At 68.8% G+C, this 22672-nt stretch carries 20 protein-coding genes and 3 tRNA genes; 10 read left to right on the forward strand and 13 right to left on the reverse strand.

Annotated features, from left to right (window positions below; genetic code table 11):
• Positions 1-37 precede the first annotated feature (37 nt).
• Positions 38-628 carry a hypothetical protein gene (locus FRANCCI3_RS21890; RefSeq protein ID WP_023840742.1) on the reverse strand — a complete coding sequence of 197 codons (591 nt, stop codon included), beginning with the start codon at positions 626-628 and terminating at the stop codon, positions 38-40.
• Between the two features lie 1702 nt (positions 629-2330).
• Positions 2331-2419 (reverse strand) — tRNA-Ser (locus FRANCCI3_RS21895).
• Positions 2420-2979: 560 nt separating this feature from the next.
• Between FRANCCI3_RS21895 and FRANCCI3_RS21900 the strand changes: the two genes are divergently transcribed.
• Genes FRANCCI3_RS21900 through FRANCCI3_RS21920 form a run of 5 tightly spaced genes read left to right on the forward strand, consistent with a single transcriptional unit; the run spans position 2980 to position 7397 of the window.
• Positions 2980-4530, forward strand: coding sequence for an ATP-binding protein (locus FRANCCI3_RS21900; RefSeq protein ID WP_011438684.1), 1551 nt, complete (start codon positions 2980-2982; stop codon positions 4528-4530).
• 3 nt (positions 4531-4533) lie between these two features.
• On the forward strand, positions 4534-4944 hold the full coding sequence (locus tag FRANCCI3_RS21905; RefSeq protein ID WP_023840687.1) for a roadblock/LC7 domain-containing protein: 411 nt from the start codon (positions 4534-4536) through the stop codon (positions 4942-4944).
• On the forward strand, positions 4941-5315 hold the full coding sequence (locus FRANCCI3_RS21910) for a DUF742 domain-containing protein (protein WP_011438686.1): 375 nt from the start codon (positions 4941-4943) through the stop codon (positions 5313-5315). Before FRANCCI3_RS21905 ends, FRANCCI3_RS21910 begins: the two co-directional genes overlap by 4 nt.
• Positions 5296-5940, forward strand: coding sequence for a GTP-binding protein (locus FRANCCI3_RS21915; RefSeq protein WP_011438687.1), 645 nt, complete (start codon positions 5296-5298; stop codon positions 5938-5940). The genes FRANCCI3_RS21910 and FRANCCI3_RS21915 overlap by 20 nt, the downstream gene beginning before the upstream one ends.
• Before the next feature lie 2 nt (positions 5941-5942).
• A complete protein-coding gene (locus FRANCCI3_RS21920; RefSeq protein ID WP_011438688.1) occupies positions 5943-7397 on the forward strand; it encodes a cytochrome P450 in 1455 nt (484 codons plus the stop codon).
• Between the two features lie 81 nt (positions 7398-7478).
• Here the strand turns inward: FRANCCI3_RS21920 and FRANCCI3_RS21925 are convergent, their stop codons facing one another.
• The 3 genes from FRANCCI3_RS21925 to FRANCCI3_RS21935 all read right to left on the reverse strand — a co-directional run bounded on the left by FRANCCI3_RS21925 (position 7479) and on the right by FRANCCI3_RS21935 (position 9413).
• Positions 7479-8435, reverse strand: a complete 957-nt coding sequence (locus FRANCCI3_RS21925; protein WP_235463004.1) for a terpene synthase family protein — start codon at positions 8433-8435, stop codon at positions 7479-7481.
• Between the two features lie 322 nt (positions 8436-8757).
• Positions 8758-9183 (reverse strand): type II toxin-antitoxin system VapC family toxin, encoded by a 426-nt coding sequence (locus FRANCCI3_RS21930; RefSeq protein WP_011438690.1) that lies wholly within the window; start codon positions 9181-9183, stop codon positions 8758-8760.
• Complete coding sequence (locus FRANCCI3_RS21935; protein WP_011438691.1) at positions 9180-9413, reverse strand: type II toxin-antitoxin system Phd/YefM family antitoxin; 234 nt, start codon at positions 9411-9413, stop codon at positions 9180-9182. The genes FRANCCI3_RS21930 and FRANCCI3_RS21935 overlap by 4 nt, the downstream gene beginning before the upstream one ends.
• A 298-nt stretch (positions 9414-9711) precedes the next feature.
• Between FRANCCI3_RS21935 and FRANCCI3_RS21940 the strand changes: the two genes are divergently transcribed.
• The 4 genes from FRANCCI3_RS21940 (at position 9712) to FRANCCI3_RS21955 (ending at position 11620) form a co-directional block, all read left to right on the forward strand.
• On the forward strand, positions 9712-9921 hold the full coding sequence (locus FRANCCI3_RS21940) for a hypothetical protein (protein WP_035958299.1): 210 nt from the start codon (positions 9712-9714) through the stop codon (positions 9919-9921).
• Between the two features lie 505 nt (positions 9922-10426).
• A complete protein-coding gene (locus FRANCCI3_RS28635) occupies positions 10427-10558 on the forward strand; it encodes a hypothetical protein (RefSeq protein WP_023840682.1) in 132 nt (43 codons plus the stop codon).
• 160 nt (positions 10559-10718) lie between these two features.
• Positions 10719-10791: transfer RNA gene (locus FRANCCI3_RS21950), tRNA-Lys, on the forward strand.
• A gap of 382 nt (positions 10792-11173) precedes the next feature.
• Complete coding sequence (locus FRANCCI3_RS21955; protein ID WP_023840681.1) at positions 11174-11620, forward strand: hypothetical protein; 447 nt, start codon at positions 11174-11176, stop codon at positions 11618-11620.
• A 159-nt stretch (positions 11621-11779) separates the two neighbouring features.
• Here FRANCCI3_RS21955 and FRANCCI3_RS21960 read toward each other — a convergent pair whose 3' ends face one another.
• The 4 genes from FRANCCI3_RS21960 to FRANCCI3_RS21980 form a co-directional block, all read right to left on the reverse strand.
• The gene (locus tag FRANCCI3_RS21960) at positions 11780-12541 is read right to left on the reverse strand and encodes an ABC transporter permease (protein ID WP_011438694.1); all 762 of its coding nucleotides are present in this window, start codon (positions 12539-12541) and stop codon (positions 11780-11782) included.
• Entirely contained in the window at positions 12538-13644 is a 1107-nt protein-coding gene (locus FRANCCI3_RS21965; RefSeq protein ID WP_011438695.1) for an ABC transporter ATP-binding protein, read from the reverse strand. Before FRANCCI3_RS21965 ends, FRANCCI3_RS21960 begins: the two co-directional genes overlap by 4 nt.
• A 439-nt stretch (positions 13645-14083) precedes the next feature.
• Complete coding sequence (locus FRANCCI3_RS21975) at positions 14084-14950, reverse strand: LLM class F420-dependent oxidoreductase (RefSeq protein ID WP_011438697.1); 867 nt, start codon at positions 14948-14950, stop codon at positions 14084-14086.
• Between the two features lie 167 nt (positions 14951-15117).
• Positions 15118-16008, reverse strand: coding sequence for a class II glutamine amidotransferase (locus FRANCCI3_RS21980; RefSeq protein WP_011438698.1), 891 nt, complete (start codon positions 16006-16008; stop codon positions 15118-15120).
• 746 nt (positions 16009-16754) lie between these two features.
• On the opposite strand from FRANCCI3_RS21980, the gene FRANCCI3_RS21985 reads away from it, so the two are divergent.
• Positions 16755-18098, forward strand: a complete 1344-nt coding sequence (locus FRANCCI3_RS21985; RefSeq protein WP_011438699.1) for a glycosyltransferase family 4 protein — start codon at positions 16755-16757, stop codon at positions 18096-18098.
• A gap of 37 nt (positions 18099-18135) precedes the next feature.
• On the opposite strand, the gene FRANCCI3_RS21990 is transcribed toward FRANCCI3_RS21985, so the two are convergent.
• The 4 genes from FRANCCI3_RS21990 to FRANCCI3_RS22005 all read right to left on the reverse strand — a co-directional run bounded on the left by FRANCCI3_RS21990 (position 18136) and on the right by FRANCCI3_RS22005 (position 22621).
• The gene (locus FRANCCI3_RS21990) at positions 18136-19119 is read right to left on the reverse strand and encodes a PIG-L deacetylase family protein (RefSeq protein WP_237704551.1); all 984 of its coding nucleotides are present in this window, start codon (positions 19117-19119) and stop codon (positions 18136-18138) included.
• Positions 19120-19287: 168 nt separating this feature from the next.
• A tRNA-Gly gene (locus tag FRANCCI3_RS21995) sits at positions 19288-19361 on the reverse strand.
• 87 nt (positions 19362-19448) lie between these two features.
• Entirely contained in the window at positions 19449-21863 is a 2415-nt protein-coding gene (locus FRANCCI3_RS22000; RefSeq protein WP_011438701.1) for a glycoside hydrolase family 65 protein, read from the reverse strand.
• Positions 21860-22621, reverse strand: a complete 762-nt coding sequence (locus tag FRANCCI3_RS22005) for a beta-phosphoglucomutase family hydrolase (RefSeq protein ID WP_011438702.1) — start codon at positions 22619-22621, stop codon at positions 21860-21862. The genes FRANCCI3_RS22000 and FRANCCI3_RS22005 overlap by 4 nt, the downstream gene beginning before the upstream one ends.
• Positions 22622-22672 lie beyond the last annotated feature (51 nt).

The raw sequence follows: 22672 nt of genomic DNA on the forward strand, positions 1-22672 counted from the left end.
TCCACGCAGCACGCGCAGAGCGCCGGGAGACGTCGCCTCAGGACACGTCCGAGTCGACTCCGGCCAGGCGGAGCGCCGCCGGTGCGGGTCGGCGGAGACGGGCGGGCACGGCGATCGTCAGGACCTCACCGGCGGTGAGCCGCCGGAGCCGGGCCAACCGGGAGGGCGGAGCGAGTATCTCCGCGGACAGCACCTGGTCAGCCTCGGTACCGAAGGCAAACAGGCGCCCGTCCGACCAGGTGATCAGTTCGTCGGCCGTACTGGCGGGTCGCACGAGGACCAGCTGGGCGCGCCGCGGGTCCCAGACGATCGTCACCGTCCGCGTGGTGGACCGGAGCAACGCCCACTTGCCGCCGCTGCGGTAGGCGGCCGCCAGCATCCGGGCCGTCTCGTTTCCCTCGGGACGGCGAGGTGGACGATCCGCGATCACCACGAGCCCCGCGTCGTCGACCGCGATCGGCGGAGTCGGGTCCGCCCGCAGGTCCGCGGCGGTCACCGCCCCGAATGCTCTGTCGAGGTGGACACCGCGTGCGGCGGGCAGCCCAAACGACGATGAGGCCAGCATGGCGGTCAGGGACGCCCGCCGGACCTCCGCCCCGTCCAGCCGGACCAATCCGCAGACCGTCATCCGTTCCTCCGTCCTCAGCCCGCGATCCGCGATCCGCGATCCGCGATCCGCGATCCGATGACGCACGGCACGGACGGACTCCCGGCCGGATGATCGACACGGTGCGGCGGCGTTCACGGGTACTCCAGCGCTGGAACGTAGCAGTTTCTCGCCCGCCTCACCGGTCCGTTGCACGGAATCGCCGAGTGGTTCCGACCTTCGGTGCCGGGCCTCACCGTCATGATCCGGGCTCGGCCGGGACGGCGGCTCGAAAACACCTCGGCCGCCTACCGGCCGCCGATCGCCCGTGACCAAGACGTCCGGCGGAAACCGGCCGCATGCGGAGGAAGACCGCGGTCACGGGGGAGGACGGACTTAGGCCACGTTGGCGCCCGACGGCTCACGCTCCCGCTTGACCCGACGAGTCGCGATCACCGGATGAGCCGGGCAATCAACCAGATGCTCATCGAAGCCCTGCACCGTCGGCCAGGACTGGTGGCAGGACCCGCAATGGGTCGTGGCCGGATCGGTCCACCGCTCTTCGCAGCCGGCACAACTGGCCGTGACCGGGATATGCGCTGTCTTGTCGGGCTGCCGGCGACGAGAGACCTGGATCGGCAACGCCTGCTGGATGGCTTGTTCATCTGGGGAACGGAGTGTGACGGAAACCGCGCGTGGACGCCGAGGTGGGGTGATGGCGGCCGGGATCGCGCGAGGGGATGTCGACCGACGGGGAGGCACCCGGCCATCCTGTCGCAGACCTGCACAAGCGTCACGCAACCGGCTGTCGAGTGTTCAGGGTGATTGTCCTGCGGCAACGCTTCCGGAGCTCGCGAACCAGAGCGTTCCGCCCGGACGGGTCGTCATCGGCGAAGGCCGACCGCCGGCAGGAACCCGCGCCGGAAACAACCGTGCCGGGCCGAGCGACACCTGGAACATCGCCGGACAGGCAAAAAATAACTACTGACACACAGTAATATCACTAGACTGGCTATGGTCGAACGCAGGACGGACGCCATCGCCAGGGCCGGCGGTGAGGGGATCCCGGGCGTGAGTGCCGGCGCACTGCTGCGAGGGTGGCGGGAGCGACGCCGGATCAGTCAGCTCGGACTGGCGTTGCGAGCCGACAGTTCCGCCTGACGCATCAGTTTCATCGAGACCGGCCGCTCCATTCCGAGTCGCCCGATGGTGCTGCGCGGGCCACGTGCCCGTCGGTGCGGAACCGGATGAGCAGTTCCTGCCTGTCGCCGAGGCCGATGGTGCAGGATCCGTACATCGGATCGGAGTCGACCAGGCCCAGTCCCGCGAAGCAGGCCCAGTCCCGCTCAGAAGGGTTCGGCCTGCGGGCGACTGCGGCCCCCGCGCGACGAGCTTCTCCTGGAGAGAGATTCCCGCTCCTACACGCCCACCCACAAAGTGCGCTTCGTGAGGCGGCTGAAGCGTGGAGGGTCAGTCACGGTTCACGGTCTCCACACCGTCGCTCACCCTCCACATTTCCCGCCGGGCCCGCATCCGCCGGGCCCGCATCCGCCGGGCCCGCTCGACAGCCATTACAGGGACGCTATATGTCCACCTGCTGCGCTCAGCGAGGCAGAAGGCAGCGGGGACGGTGGCTGTGATCCCCGGTCACGTCCCAGCGTGCCCATTTCGTGCCCACAAGGATCTTCAGGTGTTCCAGGCTGATCGTCGCCAGCTGTCTCCGGCGACAAAAAGCCTGGCAAAGCGGAGGGCGTGGGATTCGAACCCACGACGAGGATCACTCCCCGTAGCGGTTTTCAAGACCGCCGCCATCGGCCACTAGGCGAGCCCTCCCAGCCTGCGACTTTAACCTTATCGTAACATTTTTCCTCCGGCTCGATACAGGCACGGTACAGAAACGCCGAAGGACGCCCGGTAGGCGCCCTCACGCCTCCCATTCTAGCCGTCCGCCCGCCGTGCGGCAGCGAGCCGACTGCACCGCATCCTGCTCCCCTCCGTCGAGCAACCGCGCATACGTCCGCCAGATCACGGCAGGGCTGTTACCCGCCCGCTCCGCAGCCTGCTGCACGCTGACCCCGTCCATCAGCCAGCCCGAGATGCAGCTGTGACACAGGGAACTGTCTTACCTCATGCTGTCAGACAGGGTGGCCGGCTACTCAAGGTCACTGATAGCGGCGCGGTGCGATCTCGCCGAAGCCCTGGATATAACGTCAGACCTATCCGGAGAGACATCAGAACCGTGAACACTGAGCAAGGTAGCCGCGTGCCCAGTCAGAACATCGCCGTCGGGCCCTCGTCGGCGCGCGAGTCTCTCCGCGGGCCGCGCCCGTGACTGTTCTCCCCGTCCCCGTCGGTCACCGACACACGCCCACAATCAGACCAAGGTTCTGCGAATGAAGCGCAAGCGACCGTCACCTCGTGGCTCGGAAGGCGACTTCTCCGTCGTCTACAGTGCTCTGGTAGCGGCAGCCCTGACCGCACTCTGTACAGTGGCCGCCATCCTTCTCGTCGCCCCGCACGCCCGGCGCGCTGTTGCCGTGTGCGGCCTCGTCGCGGCGGTCACGGTCGGCCTGGCCTGCGCCGAGATCCGCCGCCGCGGGCACGAGATCGTCCATCTGCGCCGTCGGCAGGCCGCCACCGAGCAGGAACTCATGCACCGCCTGGAGATACAGGAGGCCGAGACCAGCCGCCTCGCCGTCGAGGTGCTGCCCGCCGCGATCAGTCGGCTGCACCGCGGCGACTCGGTCGAGGAGGCGCTGTCCGGCTCGAGCCAGTCGCCCGCCCTCGGCGCCGCGTTCATCAAGGCGCACGACGACGTGGTCCGCTCGGTCCTCGAAGCGGTCAAGGCGGAAGAGGACCTGCGCGACTCCTCGCAGCGCGCGTTCGTCAACGTCGCCCGTCGCGTCCAGGCCATCGTGCACCAGCAGTTCCAGGATCTGCGCGAGATGGAGGAGCGGCACGGCGGGAACCCCGATGTCTTCGACGACCTGCTCCGCCTCGACCACGGCACCGCGCTGATCGGCCGGCTCGCCGACTCGCTCGCCGTGCTCGGCGGATCCCGCCCCGGCCGGCAGTGGCAGCATCCGGTGCCGCTGTTCAACGTGCTGCGCGGCGCGATGTCCCGGATCATCGGCTACCAACGCGTCGAACTGCACTCGGTGGTCGAGGTCGCCATCTCAGGACCCACCGTCGAACCGCTCATCCACGCGCTCGCCGAGCTGCTGGACAACGCCACCCGGTACTCGCCGCCGCAGACCCGCGTGCACATGACCGCGGTCGAGGTGCAGTCCGGGATCGCGGTCGAGATCGAAGACGGCGGCGTCGGCCTCGGCGAGGAGGCCCGGCTGCGCGCCGAGCGGGTGCTCGCCGAGGTCAAGTCGGGCCTCGACCTCGCTGACCTCGGCGGGAACCCGCGCCTCGGCCTGTCCGTGGTCGGTCGGCTCGCGCAGACCCACCGCTTTCAGGTCTCGCTGCGGCCCTCGGCGTACGGCGGCGTGCGCGCCGTGCTGATCATCCCACGTGACCTGGCCACCGCCGTGCCGCTGTCCGCGGCCAGCCCGGGCGCCGCGGTCCGGCCGAACCCGAACACGCCGATGCCCGCCATCGCCCTGGAGTCGGAGGAGCCGCAGCGCATAAAGATCAACAACAACGGCCTGCCGCAGCGCAGGCGCGGCGTCACCGCCCCGCTCAACGGGAGCGGCAGCCAGCGGAGCCTGACCGCGCCGCGCGGGCCGCAGTCCGCCGCCCCGCCCCCGCCTGTGTCGAGTAACGCATCCGCTCCCGCCGCCCCGCCCCCGCCCGTGTCGAGTAACGCATCCGCTCCCGCCGCCCCGCCCCCGCCGCCCGGGCTGTGGCTTGCCGCGTTCCAGAACGCGGTCTCCGGCGAAAGCACGAGCACCCAGCACGCTTTGACTGACGATGCGTCGAGTAAGGAAAGCGAGTAGCCGATGGACCACCTGCGGCCCAGCATGGACTGGATGCTCAAGGACCTTGCGGAGAGCGTGCCAGGCACCCGGCATATCATCGTCCTGACCGCGGACGGCCTGCGCATGGCCCAGTACAACACGGATGTGGACACCGCCGACCGCCTCGCGGCCGCGTGCGCCGGACTGCAGAGCCTGTCCGCCGCCGTCGGCGCCGAGTTCCCGCAGGGGGACAAGCGGATGCGGCTCGTGGTGATCGAGGTGGGCGGGGGATTCTTCTACCTCATGGCGGCCGGCGCGCGCGCATACCTCGCGGTGCTGGCCGACGAAGGGGTGGACGCGGGGTTGATGGGACAGCAGATGCGCAACCTGGTCGCACGTATCGGTGAGCATCTCACCAGTCCGCCGCGGATGGAGGAGAGGACGGCCGGGTGACCCCGTCCCCGATCAACGACGCGTCCTGCGCCTGGGAGCAGGGCGGTCCCGAGCGCCTGTACGTCCTCACCGGCGGGCGCGGCGCCTCGGGCCGCCGGGCCGACATCGACCTGGTCACCCTCGTGGTGGCGCGGGCCGCGGGCCGGCCCGAGATGCAGCCGGAACACGCGTCCATCCTGCGCATGTGTTACTGGCCCCTGTCCATGGCGGAGATCTCGGCCTACCTCAAGCTGCCGTTCAGCGTGGTCGCCATCCTGGTCTCCGACCTGCTCAGGGACTCGCTCGTCGAGGTGCGCGCCTCGGTGCGCATGGAAGGAATCGGCGATCCTGAACTGCTCAAGGCGGTGATGAATGGACTCCAGAGGCTCTGAGTTGGCCGTCGGACCGGCGCGCGAGGACGCGCTGCCCGCCTCGGCCGCCACCGCGGTCAAGATTGTCGTGGTCGGCGGGTTCGGCGTCGGCAAGACGACCCTGGTCGGCTCCGTCAGCGAGATCAGACCGCTGACGACCGAGGAGACGATGACCGAGGTCAGCATCGGGGTAGACGACGTCCGCGGGGTCGAGCAGAAGGATGCGACCACCGTGGCCATGGACTTCGGCCGGATCACCATCAACGAGCAACTGGTGCTCTACCTGTTCGGCACGCCCGGACAGCAGCGCTTCTGGTTTCTGTGGACAGGCCTGTTCGAGGGAGCCCTTGGCGCGGTCGTGCTGGTCGACACCCGGCGGCTCGAGGCCAGCTTCGACGTCATCGGGCGGCTCGAGGACGGCGGCGTGCCGTTCATCGTGGCCGTCAACGTCTTCCCGGACGCCCCGAACCACCCGCTGGACGAGGTCCGTGCCGCGTTGGATCTGCCGGCCGCCGTGCCGATCGTCGCGTGCGACGCGCGCAGCCGGGCCTCGAGCCGGGACACCCTGCTGGCCCTCATGCGCTACCTGTACTGGCTGTCCACCCAACCCGCGGCCCCGGTGGCCGCCTCGGCCGCCACGGAGTAAGTGTGTCAACACCCATTCCCGAAGCAGGCGCGGAATCAGGCGCTGCGATCCCGCCTCCGGGGTGTCCGGCGCACGCGGCCTTCGCGCAGGATGCCGTACGGACCGCGCTCTACGGCCCGGAAGCGCAGCACGATCCCGGCGCGGTCTACGAGAAGCTCCGCGCGGAACACGGCGGGATCGCCCCGGTGGAACTCGAGGGTGGCGTCCCGGCCTGGCTGGTGCTCGGCTACCGGGAGAACATGGAGGTCGCTCGCACCCCGAGCCGGTTCACCCGGGACGCCCGGCTCTGGCGGGACTGGAACGAGGGCAGGATCGCCGCGGACGACCCGCTGCTCCCGCTCATCGGATGGCGTCCCGACGTCGTGTCCTACGATGGCGAGGAACATGCGCGGCTGCGCGCCGCGGTCAACGAGTGCCTGACCAGGTTCGACCGGCACGGCACCCGGCGGCACGTCCAGCGCTACGCGAACCAGCTGATCGACGGCTTTGTCGAGGACGGCCGCGCGGACCTGGTGACCCAGTTCGCCGTTTACCTTCCGATGCTCGTGCTGAGCCGGCTGGTCGGCCTGAGCGAGGGGTACGGCCGGAAACTGGTCGAGGCCATCGTCGGCATGGTCAGCGGCGGCGAGGATGCATACGCGCACAACCAGTACATCATCGGCACCCTGCGGTCGCTGACCGAGGAGCGGCGCAGGGCCCCTGCGCACGACCTGGCGTCCTGGTTCGTTCAGCACCCCTCGGGGCTGAACGACGAGGAGGTACTCAACCACCTGCGCCTCGTGATCGTGCTGGGCTACGAGGCCACGGCGAACCTGGTCTCGAACACGCTGCGGATGGTGCTGACCGACCCCCGCTTCCGCGCGTCGCTCGCTGGCGGGCTCATGACGCTGCCGGACGCGGTCGAGCAGATGCTGTGGGACGATCCGCCGCTACTGGTCTGCCCGGCGCGGTTCGCCACGCACGACATGCATTTCGCCGACAAGGAGATCCGCGAGGGCGACATGCTGCTGCTCGGCATCGCGGCAGGCAACGCGGATCCGGAGATCCGTCCGGATCTCGGCGCGCCGATGCACGGCAACCGCTCGCACCTGGCGTTCAGCCGGGGCCCGCACGAGTGCTCGGGACAGGAGATCGCCCGCGCCATCACCGACACCGGCGTCGACGTGCTGCTCAACCGGCTACCCGACCTGCACCTCACGGTGCCGGAGGAGCAGCTGACCTGGACCGCCTCGACCTGGTCCCGGCACCTTGACGCGCTCCCGGTCAAGTTCGCCCCGCAGTGCCGCCCCGTCCCGCAGTCTGCGCCAGCCGCCCCGGCGTTCTCCGCCCCGGTGGTCGAGCCGAGCGCCGCGAAGGACGCGCTGGCGGCGGTGGCCGAGGCCGACGCACAGGCCAGAGCGGACACCCGCCGCGGCTTCTGGGCTTCGCTGGGCGGCATGTTCCGCGGTCGACGCTAAGGGTTCACGGTCGGCTGACGTACCGCCGAGTGGCGCCCGGGAATCGCTCCCGGGCGCCGCTCTTTTGTTTCCGACACGCCGTCAGACCGCCTGCGGCGAGGTCAGCATGCGAGAGATCTCCTCGCGCGGCGGATCCGTGTCCATCAACAGTTCGTTGACCGCCGCCCACGCCTGGTAACCCCAGTTCCAGTCGTCGACGATCCTCGCACCCATCCGGGCCTGGGCGCGTTCTGTGTCGGTGAAATGCAGCACGTCGAAGGCCGTGTCAAGGCGCTGCTTTGTGGTGTGTATCGACTGGTCGAGCGTCCGCATCTCCTGCTCGCAACGGGCTCTTGCCTCCTGCCAATCGCAGCCGTCCTGGTCTCGGATGATCGAGATCAGATTGCGCGGGTCGTCGCGCTTCGCGTCGCGGACCGAGGAGTAGACGTCGTTGCAGTACACGATGATGTCGCTGGCTAACCTGCGCAGCAGTCGCAGCTGGGTACAGTGGTGGATGTGCGGCGCCAGATAGGTGAAATTCATCTTCTCGCCGAACACCAGGCACAGCGGCACCGCGCCGTTTCCCAGGCGTAGTTCCAAGTACTCTTCGACCGTCGTGTCCATCCGCCGGTCCCGCATCGCCGCGTAAGTGGCCTGCGTGTTGAAGTACCATTCCCAGTGCTCGCTGACCCGAGCCACCCACTGGTCCGGCGAGCTGACGATCTGCCGCGCCCACAGGTCATGGAAGATCATCCCCATGAGGGACTTCGCGGGTCTCCCGTAGAGAATCCCGGTGAGCTCCGCGCTGATGACGTTGATGCGGCTGATGTCCGCCGCAAGGTCGTCGGTGAAGTCGTCGTAGATCCGGAAGAAGGCGTGGATGTCGTAAGCGAGTTCCAGCTCCGGCAGCGGGGCCAGAGGGTACACCCAGGCCGAAAGCGTGGCGTACCTCTCGGCCCGGGGCGTGCAGACCTGGAAGCGGGTGAGCCATTCGACGGTGTGCGCCAGGGCTTCGGCAGCGTTCTCGTTCGGCTGCCAGGAGCGCGCAGCTTCGTGCACTGTGAGGATCTGCTCGCCATTCATCGCGTCTCGGCCTGTCTCCTGGCAAAGATGGTGATCATGGATCGCGAGCATCTGGCAGTTTCGGACACTTCTGCGCCTCCAGGTCAGGGGAACCACGTCCTATCAGATCCAGGTACCACGATGATCCCAGAAGTGCGAAGTATCATGTCGCGGATTCGGGCCGTTATGGAGGGCACCTCGGTCGTGGTCCGTTGGAGGGTCCTCAGGTGGTGCCGTTGCGACCGATCACGCTGCCGAAGACATGAGTGTGCCCGATCCTACCGCCAGAGGTTCTGTGCCGCCCAGCTTCGGGACCTGCTTACAGCTGGGAGGTCCAAGGGTTGACGAGTGGGACGTCCATGGCGGCGAAGTCGGCCTCGTTGCGGGTGACGAGCGTGAGGCTGTGCACCTGGGCCGTGGCGGCGATGAGCGCATCGTGGGCTGGGCGCCGGTCGGGCACGTGAAGTCGCGCCGCCGAGCCGGCGACGATCTGATCGACGTCGAGCAGCCGGCCTGCGTATGCCGGGAGCACGTTCTGATCGAGCCATGAGTCCAGGACGGCCGCCTGGCGGGCATCGCGCCATCGCTTGTTCTCAATGCCAGCCCGCAGCTCTAGCAGGGTGATGACGGAGAGGAAGGTATCCGATGGTGACAGGCTCGCGGCCCAGCCGTTGAAGCGGTCATCGCGGCGTTTCGCGGGCTTACGGAGCTCGGAGATGACGTTGGTGTCGAGTAGGAAGCTCACAGGTCGACCTCGCGCAGCGAGTCCCGCGGCCGTAGGGGCTCGAAGTCGATCTCCTCCTCCAGAACGAACGCGTCTCCCAGGCTGCCCGCGGTTCCGGTGAGCCGCTGGTAGTCGGCGAACGACAGCAGGACGTGTGACGGCCGACCGTGATCCGTGATGATCACCGGACCGCTGGCGGCGGCCCGCTTGACCGCGCTCACGTCACGGTTGAACTCTCGCGATGAGACCATGGTCACCACGACCACCCCCCTGGTAGGTACGTACCTACAATATGCGCCGAACGTCGTTCGCGCGGCCAACCGCTGAAGCCAGCTCGCGCCCTTCGATGTGGCCAGGGTCGCGTGGCCAGGGTCGCGTGGCCGGGCGACCGGCTTGCTCACCAGACCTGGTGACCATCCAGGATGAACCCTCGTCGCCGGCAAGGTCGGCCTGAGCAGTCGTCCCTTGAATTTCTCACTCCAGATATCACAGACTTCAAGTGGTACCGTATTTGAAGGCTGGAGCCAGGCATGGCCCCTGGAGTCAGGCATGGCCCCGCGGATCGAGATCGACGACGAGGTCTTCAAGTGCCTGCAGGATCAGACTGCGCCCTTCGTCGACACCCCGAATGATGTCCTGCGTCGCGTCTTGGGGCTCTCCGCTCCAGCGGTGGCCAAAGAGCCGGGCGCGGCCCGTCCGCCTGGCAATCTCGCGAAGCTTGTGAACGCCGGGCTCGTGAAGCCCGGGGGGACGGACTGACGCATGTCCGCAAGTGAAGCGGCGCGACCTACCAGGGGCTCCGACGCGGTGCATCCGTCGCCGTCCACCTGGACGACATCGACTTCACCAACGCAACTCTCACCCTCCGCTGGCAGTTCGTCCAGATCGGCTACGCCACCCAACTCGCCAAGCCGAAATCCGACGCCGGGGACCGTGTCATCTCCCTCGGCCCCGACACCCTCGCCGTCCTGAAAGCCTGCCGCACCCGCCAACACGCCAACCGGCTCGCCGCCGGAACCACCCGGCCGAACAACGGCCTCGCGTTCACCCACCCCGACGGCACTCCCATCCACCCCGAACACCTCACCAACCGCTTCCACACCCTCATCCAGGAAGCCGACCTACCCCCATCACCATCCGCGGCCTCCGCCACGGCGCCGCCACCCTCGCCCTCGCCGCCACCCTCGCCCTCGCCGCCACCCTCGCCCTCGCCGCCGGCGCCGACCTCAAAGCAGTCCAAGAACTCCTCGGCCACTCCACGATCATGATCACCGCCGACACCTACACCCACATCCTCCCCGACCTCGCCGCCGAGATCGCCCGCAACACCGCCCGCCTCATCCCCCGCACCCGCAGCCCCCAGGAGTACCCCCGACACACCACCACGATCGACTAACCCGGCACCGCCCCTCCGCCCCATCGGGGCGGAGGGGCAGCCACGAGCCACCACAACCCGCCCACCCCACCAGCCGACGCTCCATCCACACCCCCACAAACCGCACCGACACCCCGACCACCACCCCGAGGACACACAGTTCGGTATCATGACTCTCGCAGGGCCGTTAGCTCAATTGGCAGAGCAGCCGGCTTTTAACCGGCGAGTTCAGGGTTCGAGTCCCTGACGGCCCACACTGGTGGATTTTTCGTACATTTCTGAAGAGCTTATCAGACTCACATTGTCGAGCTTTTGAAGCTCCGGTAATTCGTGGATCCTGTACCAGCTCGATCTCTGGATGTATCCATTCAGGGTACAGGTTCCAGCACCCCTGAATGGATACCTGCCCGTCAGAGTCACGGAGGCGGCCCGGTGGTTCTCGTGGTCGTTCCCGGCGTGCGCGCGCACGCCTGTCGTGGTCGTTCCCGGCGCGAGGCGGCAGGTCGGTGTGACCCGACACCGCCGGGGCATCCCGTCAGGGTGAGCAGACACACCCGCCGGGGTCGAACCGACAGCAGTCAAACCGACGGCAGTCGGGCTGACGGCAGTCGGGCTGACGGCAGTCGAACTGACCGGATGAGCGGGAATCGTCCGGCCGGGGGCCGCCGAGAGGACGACCGCACGCAGCCCGACCTCGACGACACGACCGCTGACGCGGTTGGCAAGCTCAGCGAGGCGCTGGAGTGGGTTGAACGGGCCCGCGGGGCGCTCTACGAATTCCATCAACTCTCCGGACGGGCCGATCTGATCCTCGCGGAGGCGATTAGCGGTCTGGAAGACGCCGGCCACCCCCAGCTGGCCGCCTATGTGCGCCGGGAGCTGCACGGACGCAACGTCCTCGACGGGCGGTGGACCTTCCAGATCATCGAGGAGTACGACGACATCTACTACCGCCCCTTCGTTGCCGTGGACGAACAGGTCCGGCTGCGGCTCACCGGTGGGAGGCGCCACGTCCACGAGGCTCGCATGAAGGCTCAGGAGCGGGCCCGCGCCGGTCGGGACCTGTGGGGCCCGGGCGCCTGACCTACGGTCCACCGAGCGTCCACATCAGGACGACCGGTGGACCGCGGCTCCGGGCCTGAAGGCAACCTGCCGGTGAGTTCAGGCATTCCGATGATCACAGATAGTCAGATGATCACGGCTTCAGAGCTCACGCCGACGGAGATCGCACCGCCGGCGGGCTCAGGCGTCCCGACGCTTGGCCAGGACGAGCCCGATGGCGAACAGGCCGAGGCAGATCGCGGCGAAGTACACCAGGGAGCCCCAGGGGCCGAAGGGCATCCCCTTCACCACGGGCGGCCCGTCGGAATGCTCCACCTGCCCGGCGACGATGAAGTTGTCGCCGTTGACAAACGGCAGCCAGTGCTGGATGTGGCGACCGACCCGGGGGATCGCCGGCAACAGGCTCTCCGCCAGGAACAGGTAGACGAGCATGATCACGATCGCGCCCGCCGACTGCCGGATGATCAGACCCAGAGCCAAGGCAAAGATCGCCGCGAACAGGTAGACCAGACCGACACCGAAGACGTTGCGGTACTCCTGCGCCGTGTCCAGGGCCAGGGGGGCATCCGGCCTGATCAGCTTGGCGACGCCCCAGGAAGCGAAGGCGGTGAGCTCGCCGACGGTCCCCGCGAGCAGGGCGACGACGACGGCCTTCGCGAGCAGTGCCGGCGTCCGGGTGGGCACCGCGAGGAACGTGGACCGGATCGTGCTGAAGCGGTACTCGGTGGTGACCGCCAGCGCGGCCATCACCATCATCACCACGAGGCCGAAGTTGTAGGCGAACTGGGTGACGTTCGGGGTGAGGTCGGCGAGGTCGTTATCGCTGGTCGCCGCCGCGAAGATCGAGGTCAGCCCCACGGTGAGCGCGGTCGCCAGGATCATGCACCACCACGGTGAGCGGGTCGAGAACAGCTTGATCCGCTCGACGGTGAGCAGTGTCATCGTCCAGTCCCTCCTCGTGCCGCCTCGGCCGAGGCCGACGAACCGCCCCCGACACCCACGCCACCGGCATCCACGCCACCGTCAACCGACTGGCGGGGTGTCCCGGCCAGTGGACCGGCGGCAGTTCCCGCCGGCACGGGCCCCGGCGGAGCACCTGTCGCCGACCGGCTGTCGCCAGGCCCCGGCGTCCCGGCGTGGTACTCCACCTCGCCGCCGGTCAGTTGGATGAACGCCTGCTCCAACGAGCCGCGCTGCGCCGCCAGCTCGTGCAGGACGAGCCCGATCCGACCGGCCAGCTCGCCGACCTGCTCGGTGCTGCTGTTCGACACGAGGAACGCCGCCGGACCACCGTCGCCGGCGGCGACGTCTCGAACCGCGAGGCCCTGACCGGTCAGCACGCCACGCAGCCGCTCCATCTCCGGCCCGCGGACCCGGACCGCCGACTCGGACGCCATGTCGATGAACGCATGGGTACTGGTCTGGGCGATCAGCCGCCCGCGACCGATGACGACGAGCTCCTGGGCGGTCAGCGCCATCTCGGACAGCAGATGACTAGAGACGAAGATCGTCCGCCCCTCGTCCGCAAGTCGATGCATGAACTGACGAATCCAGAGGATTCCTTCCGGGTCCAGCCCATTCACGGGCTCGTCGAAGAGAAGGACCTGCGGGTCACCCAGCAGGGCCGTCGCGATCCCGAGACGCTGTGCCATCCCGAGCGAGAAGCCACCCGCCCGCTTGCCGGCGACCGAGGTGAGCCCGACGATCTCCAGGACCTCGTCGACCCGCTTCCCGGGAATTCGGTTCGCCGCGGCCATCCACCGCAGGTGCGAGCGGGCGGAGCGGTTGGGATGCACCCATTTCGCTTCCAGCAGCGCTCCGACCTGGCGGAGTGGTTCCTTCAGCTCGGCATATCGCTTACCGTCGATACGGACCTGGCCTGCGCTCGGATTGTCGAGCCCCAGGATCATCCGCATTGTAGTGGACTTTCCCGCACCATTCGGCCCCAGGAAACCGGTCACCTTGCCTGGCTGCACCGTGAAGGACAGGTCGTTGACGGCGACCGTACGTCCGTACCGCTTGGTGAGCCCTTGCGCCTCGATCATTCCCCTCCTTTCCGTGGAACATCACTATGTCGGGATGACGGACCGGACCCGGGCTGCTGCCCGCTCGGTAGGACCCGCCGACGGCAGGACCCGCCGACGGCAGGTAGGTAGGTAGGTAGGTAGGTAGTTGCACCGACCGGCCGCGCCTCCCCCGGTTGGCATCATCGTCGCGGAGCACCCACCATCGAGCCAGCCGCTATCGGCCAGCGGAGTGTCATCCTGCCGACAGGAAACAGGCCGTGAACCCGCAGCAGATTTTCCAGCACCGCGCCGAAATGCACGGTGACGTCACGCTCACCGTCGGTCCAGGCCCGCGGCTTGCCCGAGGCGACGTTCAGTATGCTAACCGATCGCCCAGGGCGGACCGTCGGCGATGGACCGGCTACCAGCCGAGGTGGCACCCGCTCGGCTCGCCGGCGGATCAGCCGGATCAGCCGGATCAGCCGACGATGACCGGCGCCAGCCGGGCCCACTGCTCGCGCGGGAGCCGGGTGGGAGTGGAGGTCAGCACCTGGATGGCCACGTGATCGGCACCGGCCTCATGGTGCTCGGCGACCCTGGCTAGCACGGAGTCCACATCGCCCCAGGCCACCACGGCATCGACGAGGCGCTGCGAGCCGGCACCCGTCAGATCGTCCTCGGTGAAGCCGAGACGGCGCAGGTTGTTCACGTAGTTCGGCAGCTTCAGGTAGAACGCGAGGGTGTCGTGCGCGACCGCCCGGGCCTGAGCCGGATCGGTGTCGAGGATGACCATCTGCTCGGGCGCGAGTAGTGCGTCCGGGCCAAGCAGCTCCCGGGCGCGCCGGGTGTGCTCGGGGGTGGTGAGGTAGGGCAGGGCACCCGCGGTGCGCTGCGCGGCGATCCCCAGCACGCGGGGACCGAGAGCGGCCAGCGCCCGGCCGGCCCGCGGGACGCCCAGCTCGTCGAGGGTGTCGAGATAGTCGACGAGGACGTCAACGGGACGCTCGTAGCGACGGTCGATCCTCTTCTCCACCAGCTCCTTGTGGCCGGCACCGAGCCCGAGCAGGATCCGGTCGGGGTGCGCCTTCGCCAGCATGGCGTAATGATCGGCGACGACGTCCGCCGGTTCGGTCCAGATGTTGAGGATGCTGGTACCGACCACCAACCGATCCGTGTTGTCCAGGATCGCGGCCGCGAGCTCAAGATCGCCACTGGCCGCGCCGATCCATACCGTCGGGACGCCAAGGGCCTCCACCTCGGCCGCGATCTCCGCCCGGGCCGGGACATCCTTCGGCCACTGCCGCTCGGTTGCCCACAACCCGATCCTGCCGACCTCTGCTACCACGACGAGCCCCTTCCGCGCAGGGAACTGCCACTGTCCGTGCCATTACCCCATCACGTCTGCTACCCCGTACGCACGCCCGGCATGTCGGCCGGTTCGTTGAATCTGTGGATCGGTAGTTCAGTGGATGGGCGGATCAGGGGATACAGGGGATTCAGGAACCGGAATGATCACGCGGACAGAGGGAGGTCGGGCACCGCGGTGGTCTGCGACACGGCGGCCTGCGGCCGCAGCTCGTCGAGGGACAGCTGGTGAACCGGCGGCCCGTCCAACACGATCCGAGAGGTCACGGTGAGATCGGCGGCCACATGCAGCAGCTCCCCGCTCTCCATCAACCGCCACCGAGGGTCCTCGTCCATCCGCTCGCTCTCGACCACGACCGCGGGCTTGGTGAGCAGGTCGAGAGAGCGGACCCGGATCTCGCTGAACGGACTCGCGTGATCAAGGTGGCGTTCGTTGCGCCCACCCGGGCCACGCCGAAGGACGTACAGGCCATTGGTGTCCGGATACCGCAGAGCCCAGAGGTCCCGCTCCGTGATGAGAATCATGTTGATGGAGTACAGCGGCAGGTTCTCGGCGGCCCAACGAGCGGCGGATGCGATTCCCTCGCCGACGTCCCCGTCACAGGCGTCGATCTCGCGGGTGACGAGGGCGAAGAAGCGTTCCGAGTCGGTGTCACCGAGGACCGGGAGACCGCCCGTGCCGAGCTCGGCGTCCAGCTTGTCCAGCCCCTCGATCACGCCGTTGTGCGCGAAGATCCGCCCGTTTCGAACGAACGGATGGGTGTTGTCCTCGCAGGCCCGGCCGGTGGAGGCGTGCCGGACATGCGCGACGAACGTCGAGGAGGTGACGTGCTGCGGCTCCTGGGCGAATGCCGTGTCGGCCCGGTTCCGAATGGCCTGTTTGACCACCCACGCGGTGCCATCGGCGTCGAATCCGCCGAGACCAGCCCCCTCCGGGGTCCGCAACGTCGCCGCCCGGGGACTGTCCGGCGCATCCAACAGCCAGAAAGTCGCCTGCACCCTCGTCGGCCCGCTGCTCATCGCGAACAGATGACACATCTACGCCCTCCCTCGCCGATCTCAACGGCTCCGGTACTGTGCCGGCCAGGACGCTACTGGTTCCCGCGTCCCAGACGCGGGTCCACCGAGCGGTGGCCGGGTCGATTCCCCGAAGCGAAAGGGGCAACGTTACCCCCGCCCCGGCGCCCGCGACATGCCGACGAATCTGCACGCGAATCCGCTTTCGTCAACCCGTCAAGGGCCTGCTGGCGCATCGGTCCCGCCGTGAGGGCTGCCGTGAGGGCTGCCGAGCAGAGGTCGCACGGCACCCGGACCCCGTCCGGGCACTGGCCGGGTGCCCGCCGGGACGCTGCATGGTGCCGACGGGCAAGGCGGTGTTCCCCGCGCCCCGCCGGCCCCGCCGTGATCAACCTTCCGAGTCGTCACCCGACAACCGCCTGGGACCACTAACGGTGACACATCCGGATCGAAGCGACCATTGCATCCCGTTTTTTCCGTAAATTTGCATCACATCACGTGATCAGAAGGGCTGTCAGACCGCACGATGATCAACCCTTACCTGACCGTCGGATCCTGCTCGGGCGACAACCGCAACCGTGTCCGGCCACCCGTACGACCGCCGCCCCGGGCACCGACCGGGATGCCCGTACCAATTCGTTACCTTAAGTTTCCCTCGATCCCCCCGGAACCGCGGGACCATGAAGACGTCACTCCCCCTCCCTGGAGTAACGTATTTACGCTATTAGTCTTACTCTCCCGTTACGGCACGGCAGAATCGGGGACACGTGGCGGAGTCATTGGGATCTTTCCAGGCGCTGTGCATTCTCTTCTTCTGCGAGCAGTACCCGCCCGTCGTCTGGGACGGCGCGGGCACCTACACCGCGGCGCTGGCCACGGCACTCGCGAAGCTCGGCCACGACGTCCACGTCCTGTGCGCCCAAGGGCGTCATGTCGTCGACTCGGTGGAGGACGGGGTGCACGTCCACCGGCGCCCGTTACTACGGGTGCCGGTCAGCCGCGGGCTGGGAAAGCTCGGCGCCCAACTCCGGGGACCCCTGTACCCGCGTGACTCGCTGGCGCTGCGGGCCAGCCTCCCGCTGTCCTATAGCTTGTGGATGCGTCAACTCGGACTCAGACCAGACGTGATCGAGACCCAGGACGGGGAAACCCGCGGCCTGATCCAGGCCATACGTCGCTCCACGCCGCTCGCCATCCACCTCCACTGCCCGACCATGCTCACGGTCAGGCTTTCCGGCCAGCCGGTCGGGTTGAAGGGCCTGGTCGCCGACCGGCTGGACCGGACATCGGCGAGCCTGGCCGCCGTGGTCACCTCACCGTCGCAGCTGCTCGTCGACACGCTGCGGGAGCAAGGCTGGTTGGGTGACCGTGAGGTGGAGGTGATTCCCAATCCGTTCGACGCCGAGCCGTGGCTCGACATACCCGACGTCGCCGACACCACGCCGACAGTCGCCGTCGTGGGTCGACTCGAGGCCTACAAGGGCGTGGACGTGCTGCTCGACGCGTCGGCCCGCCTTCGTGGCGCGGGGGTGGCGCACCGGCTGGTGCTCGCGGGACGCTCGGCGGGTGAGATCAACGGGGTGCCCTCGGGCGAGTGGCTGGCCCGCCGGGCCCGCCAGCTTGAGCTGGACGTCGAGTTCACCGGGCACCTGTCCGGTTCTCAGATCCGCGACGTCTACCGGCGGGCCCGTGTCGTCGCCGTGCCGAGCCGCTTCGAGAGCTTCTCGATCGCGGCCGTCGAGGCGATGGCGGCCGGCCGGCCGGTGGTGACCACGACCCGGGCCGGAGTCGCGCCCTTCGTCGAGCGGTGGGAGGCCGGATCCTCGGTACCGGCCGGCGATCCGGTGGCGCTGGCGGATGCGCTGGCGCCGTTCCTGCTTGACCCCGCGCGGGCGAGCGCGTTCGGGGCACGGGGTCGCCTCGGCGTGGTCGAGATCGAGCCCTCGGCCATCGCTCGCCGCAAGGTCGAGGCGTACCAGCGCGGCATCGCCCACTTCGACACCCGCAACCGGCAGCAACACCCCCGGCCGAGCCACGCGGCCGCCGATTTATACCCCGACCTGTCCCGGGAACGGCGCCGCCACCGGCACTGGCCCGCAGCCCGGCCCTGAGGTGGCACCCGGCCCTGAGGTGGCGCTCGCAGGCTGACTACCGGCTGCCCCGTACCTGGTGACCGGCCCGCCACGGCCGCTCGAAGTCGAGGTGCCGCAGCGCCCCCGCGGCGACGTAGACCTCGTACGGACTCCCCAGGGTCGCGAGCAGGGAGCCGGTCACCGGGGTGGCGGCGTCGGACGCCGCGTCGTCCTCCCCCACCTGGGTGGCGTGCTCCGCGAGGGCCCTGCGCTGCCGCGCCCGGAAACCGCGGGCGTCCACGAGCAGCGGGCGGCGTTCCCGCAACCGGCGGACCGGCTGGACGAACAGACGCTCAGCCGACCAGCCCGCCGTCCCGTAACCCAAGGTCCAGGGCCAGTGCGTCCAGAACCAGACGGTGTATTCGAGCACCTGGCCGCGATAACCGGTGGTGGCGACCGCTCGGCGCACCGCCTCGTTGGTCGCGTCGTGGTCCGGGTGCCCCTCGCACGAGGTCGGCGCCAAGATCTGCTCGGGCGCGAGGGTCTCGATGAGCTCGGTGAGCCGCGCGGCGATGGCGTCGATCCGGTCGGAGAGCTCGGCGTCGGGGAAACCAAGAAAGCGCACGTCGGACTCGTCAACGTCCAGCAGGGTGCAGGCCCGGCGAGTCTCCGCCTTGCGCACCTCGATCAACTCCGCTGGCGGGAGCGTCACCGGCTCCGCGCGGGAGCCGTCGCTGACAATCACCACCGTGACCGGGGTGCCGGCGGCCCGCTTACGCATGATGGCCACCGCGCAGCCCAGCGTCTCGTCGTCGGGGTGTGGTGCGACGACGAGACACGACCTCGTCGTCATGGACGAGGTGATGTCGATGCCTCGCCGGGTCCAGGCCCGGCGCCACAGCGACCGCGCCGGCACCATCACCCGGTCGCGCACCGTCTCCGGATCACCCGGGATCACCCGCCGGACCACCTTCGCCACGTTCATCCCGTCGACCTCCCGTATGGCGGCGAACACCGGCCAGCGGACGCGATCCGAGATCGACGCCGTGGCCGCGCTCACTGTAGCGACCGCCACCGACATTCCGCCCTCGGGTGGTGTTCCCGCAGGTCCTCGCCATGTTCGTTCACGAGACGCCGATGGGCGCAGGGCAGTTCTTCGCCGGGTTCGGCCCCAGCAGACATGGCGAAAAGACCTGGTCAGACCCCGTCTGACACACGTCTCCCAGAGTGGAGCGGGCGACGGGAATCGAACCCGCGTTGCAAGCTTGGGAAGCTCGTGTTCTGCCTCTGAACTACGCCCGCGTAGCGCATTCGCATCGTACCGGACGGACCGGGTCGGGTGGGGCCCCGGGCTGTCCGGCGCGTCCGGCGCGTCCGGCGCGTCCGGAGTCAGCCGTCGATGCTGTTGACGGAACCGCTAGGGCCGGTAGGACCGATACGGCCGCCGGTCCCGGGCAGGCGCAGGAAGCGCAGCGGCTCCCGGCCCGAGGGCTGCTTCGGCCGTTCCAGGACGGGCGTCGGCGGGACCTCCATGCTGACCGGCTGGCCGGGAACCACCCGGACGGTCTTGCCGTGGTGCAGCAACGTCATCGCCGGCCCCGCGGGGACGGTGTAGACGGCCGTCGAGTCGGAGACCTCCACCCGCAGGTGCCGCCCGCGGACACAGAGCCCGAAGGCCAGCCTGGTCAGTCCCTCGGGCAACCGCGGCGCGAACGAGATCACCTCACCGCCGTCACGCAGCCCACCGAAGCCCTCGACGAGGGCGATCCAGCTTCCCGCGAGGGAGGCCATGTGCAGCCCATCTCCGGTGTTGTGCTCGATGTCATGCAGATCCATCAGGGCGGCTTCGCGCAGGTAGTCATGGGCGAGCGACAGGTGCCCACACTCAGCGGCCAGCACCGCCTGGGAGCATGCCGACAGTGACGAGTCCCGAACCGTCAGAGCTTCGTAGTAGGCGAAGTTGCGGATCTTCTCGTCCATCGTGAAGGCGTCACCCCGGCGCTGCATCGCCAGGACCAGGTCCGCCTGCTTGATGACCTGCTTGCGGTAGAGGTCGAAGTACGGGAAGTGCAGCAGCAGAGGGTACTGCTCGGGCGCGGTGTTCGCGAAGTCCCAGACCTGGTGTTCGGTGAATCCCTCGGACTGCGGATGGACGCCGAGATGGGGGTCGTAGGGGATGAACATGTTCTCGGCCGCGTCCCGCCAGGACGCCGTGACCTCGGCGTCCACGCCCAGCTCGGCGGCCCGGTCGGGATGGCGGCGGGCGGCGTCCGCCGCGGCCACGAGGTTCCGCTGCGCCATCAGGTTCGTGTAGACGTTGTTGTCGGCGATGGCCGAGTACTCGTCCGGGCCCGTGACACCGTCGATCCGGAAGCGGCCGTCGAGGTCGTGATGTCCCAGCGACCGCCACAGCCGGGCGGTCTCGATCAGGATCTCCAGCCCCACCGTGCGCTCGAACCGCTCGTCCCCGGTGATGGTGACGTAGCGGGCGACCGCGTCGGCGATGTCGGCGTTGACGTGGAAGGCGGCCGTCCCGGCTGGCCAGTATCCGGAGCACTCCTCTCCGTGGATGGTGCGCCAGGGGAAGACGGCGCCCTTCAGATTGAGCAGATCGGCTCGTTCCCTGGCCAGCGGCAGAGTCGCGTACCGCCAGCGCAGCGCGTCGGCGGCCGCGTCGGGCGCGGTGTACGTCAGGACGGGGAGCACGTACGACTCGGAGTCCCAGAAGGCGTGCCCGTCGTAGCCGGGGCCGGTCAGGCCCTTGGCCGGGATCGCCCGCCGCTCGGCCCGCGATCCGGCCTGCAGGACGTGGAACAGCGCGAAGCGAACGGCCTGCTGCACCTCCGGATCGCCGTCGACCTCGACGTCGGCCCGCTTCCAGAAGGCATCCAGGTACTGCCGCTGCTCGGCGACGAGACCGGGCCACCCGGTCTGCCGCGCTGCGACCAGCGCCGCGGCCGCTTGGTCTCTGAGGGCCGGCAGGGACCGTTGCTCCGACCAGCCGTAGGCGATGAACTTGACCATCCGCAGCTTCTCGCCCGGGGCGAGTACCGCCGTGGCCGTCACCCGGCCGGCGTCCGGCTCGCTCTCCGAGGAGACACCCAGCGAGTCCGGCCCGGCAAACTCGTGGTCCATGGCCGCGGCGACACGGATCTCGCTGCGGTGGGTGATGTGGACGAGCTCAACCATCGTGCCGCTCGCCCGATGGCGCTCGGATCGCAGCGGCGACTCCAGCGCGGACGCGGCCCGCGGGTCACCGTGCCAGGCCGGCAGCTGCTCGTTGGCCACCAGCTCCGACTGGATGACGACCCGCGCCGGGTCGCCCACCGGCTCGATCTCGTAGTACACGGCCGCGATGGAACGCTGCGAGAACGACACCAGCCGCTCGGAGTGCACCCGGATAGTCTGCCCCGCCGGCGAGACCCATTCCACGTCCCGCCGGAGCACGCCCTCCCGGAAGTCGATCGCCCGCTGATGCGACCGCAGATCGCCATAGCGGATGTCAAACGGCTCGTCGTCGACAAGTAGACGGATCACCTTGCCGTTGGTGACGTTGATGACCGTCTGGCCGGACTCTGGATATCCGTAGCCGGCCTCGGCATAGGGCAGGGGCCGCAGCTCGTGGACCGAGTTCAGGTAGGTGCCCGGCAGGCCGTGCGGATCGCCCTCGTCGAGGTTTCCCCGGAGCCCGATATGGCCGTTGGACAGGGCGAACAATGACTCGGAGCGGCCCAGATCGGAGATGTCGAGACCGGACTCCTGGATGGACCACGACTCGATCAGATAGGACGCTTTGTCGATCATTCGGGGCCGGGCCCGGAGCCGTGGCCGAGCAGGTCCGCCAGGTCGTTCACCACGATGTCGGCCCCGTGGGCGCGCAACGCGGCGGCGTGCCCCACCCGGTCGATCCCCACGACCCAGCCGAACCCGCCGGCCCGCCCCGCCTCGACGCCGGCCAGGGCGTCCTCGAACACCGCCGCCCGCCGCGGCGGCACCCCGAGCAGCCGGGCGCCGGCGAGGAAGGTGTCGGGCGCGGGCTTTCCGGCGAGGTGGTCACGGGCGGCAACGAGGCCGTCCACCGCTCCGTCAACGAGGGCGTCAAGCCCAGTCGCCTTCAACACCTCGGCGCAGTTGGCGCTGGAGGAGACGACCACGCGGGGGATCCCCCGCGTGGCCAGTTCCCGCAGATACGTCACCGAGCCGGGATAGATGTCCACGCTGTCCCTCCGAATCCGTTCCAGCAGGAGGAAGTTCTTCCGGTTGGACAGCCCATGCACGGTGAGCGCGGACGGCGGGTCGTCCGGTGTTCCGTCGGGAAGCCTGATGTGACGGGCGTCGAGAAAGGCTCGCACACCGTCGATCCTGGGCCGGCCGTCAACGTACTCGACATAGTCATGCTCGAGGTCGAAGGGGACGAACGGCTCTCCCGACCGCTTGGCCCAGTTCTCCAGGAAATCGTCGAACGTCTCTTTCCACGCGGCCGCGTGGATCGTCGCGGTGTTCGTCAGCACGCCATCCAGGTCGAACAGACATGCCTCGATGTGATCGGGTAGCCCGAGCATCCGTCCCGCCTGTCCCTTCCGCCCCAGCCTTCCCCGGGGGCACCCGTCCGA

The sequence above is a fragment of the Frankia casuarinae genome, from assembly GCF_000013345.1.
GTDB classification, from domain to species: domain Bacteria; phylum Actinomycetota; class Actinomycetes; order Frankiales; family Frankiaceae; genus Frankia; species Frankia casuarinae.

Coding starts and splice junctions, on each gene's coding strand:
- FRANCCI3_RS21955 (WP_023840681.1), top strand. CDS start 11,174: ATGAGCGGGAATCGTCCGGCCGGGGGCCGCCGAGAGGACGACCGCACG.
- FRANCCI3_RS21900 (WP_011438684.1), top strand. CDS start 2,980: ATGAAGCGCAAGCGACCGTCACCTCGTGGCTCGGAAGGCGACTTCTCC.
- FRANCCI3_RS21905 (WP_023840687.1), top strand. CDS start 4,534: ATGGACCACCTGCGGCCCAGCATGGACTGGATGCTCAAGGACCTTGCG.
- FRANCCI3_RS28635 (WP_023840682.1), top strand. CDS start 10,427: ATGATCACCGCCGACACCTACACCCACATCCTCCCCGACCTCGCCGCC.
- FRANCCI3_RS22000 (WP_011438701.1), bottom strand. CDS start 21,863: ATGATCGACAAAGCGTCCTATCTGATCGAGTCGTGGTCCATCCAGGAG.
- FRANCCI3_RS21980 (WP_011438698.1), bottom strand. CDS start 16,008: ATGTGTCATCTGTTCGCGATGAGCAGCGGGCCGACGAGGGTGCAGGCG.
- FRANCCI3_RS21935 (WP_011438691.1), bottom strand. CDS start 9,413: ATGGTCTCATCGCGAGAGTTCAACCGTGACGTGAGCGCGGTCAAGCGG.
- FRANCCI3_RS21915 (WP_011438687.1), top strand. CDS start 5,296: ATGGACTCCAGAGGCTCTGAGTTGGCCGTCGGACCGGCGCGCGAGGAC.
- FRANCCI3_RS21890 (WP_023840742.1), bottom strand. CDS start 628: ATGACGGTCTGCGGATTGGTCCGGCTGGACGGGGCGGAGGTCCGGCGG.
- FRANCCI3_RS21940 (WP_035958299.1), top strand. CDS start 9,712: ATGGCCCCGCGGATCGAGATCGACGACGAGGTCTTCAAGTGCCTGCAG.
- FRANCCI3_RS21960 (WP_011438694.1), bottom strand. CDS start 12,541: ATGACACTGCTCACCGTCGAGCGGATCAAGCTGTTCTCGACCCGCTCA.
- FRANCCI3_RS21965 (WP_011438695.1), bottom strand. CDS start 13,644: ATGATCGAGGCGCAAGGGCTCACCAAGCGGTACGGACGTACGGTCGCC.
- FRANCCI3_RS22005 (WP_011438702.1), bottom strand. CDS start 22,621: ATGCTCGGGCTACCCGATCACATCGAGGCATGTCTGTTCGACCTGGAT.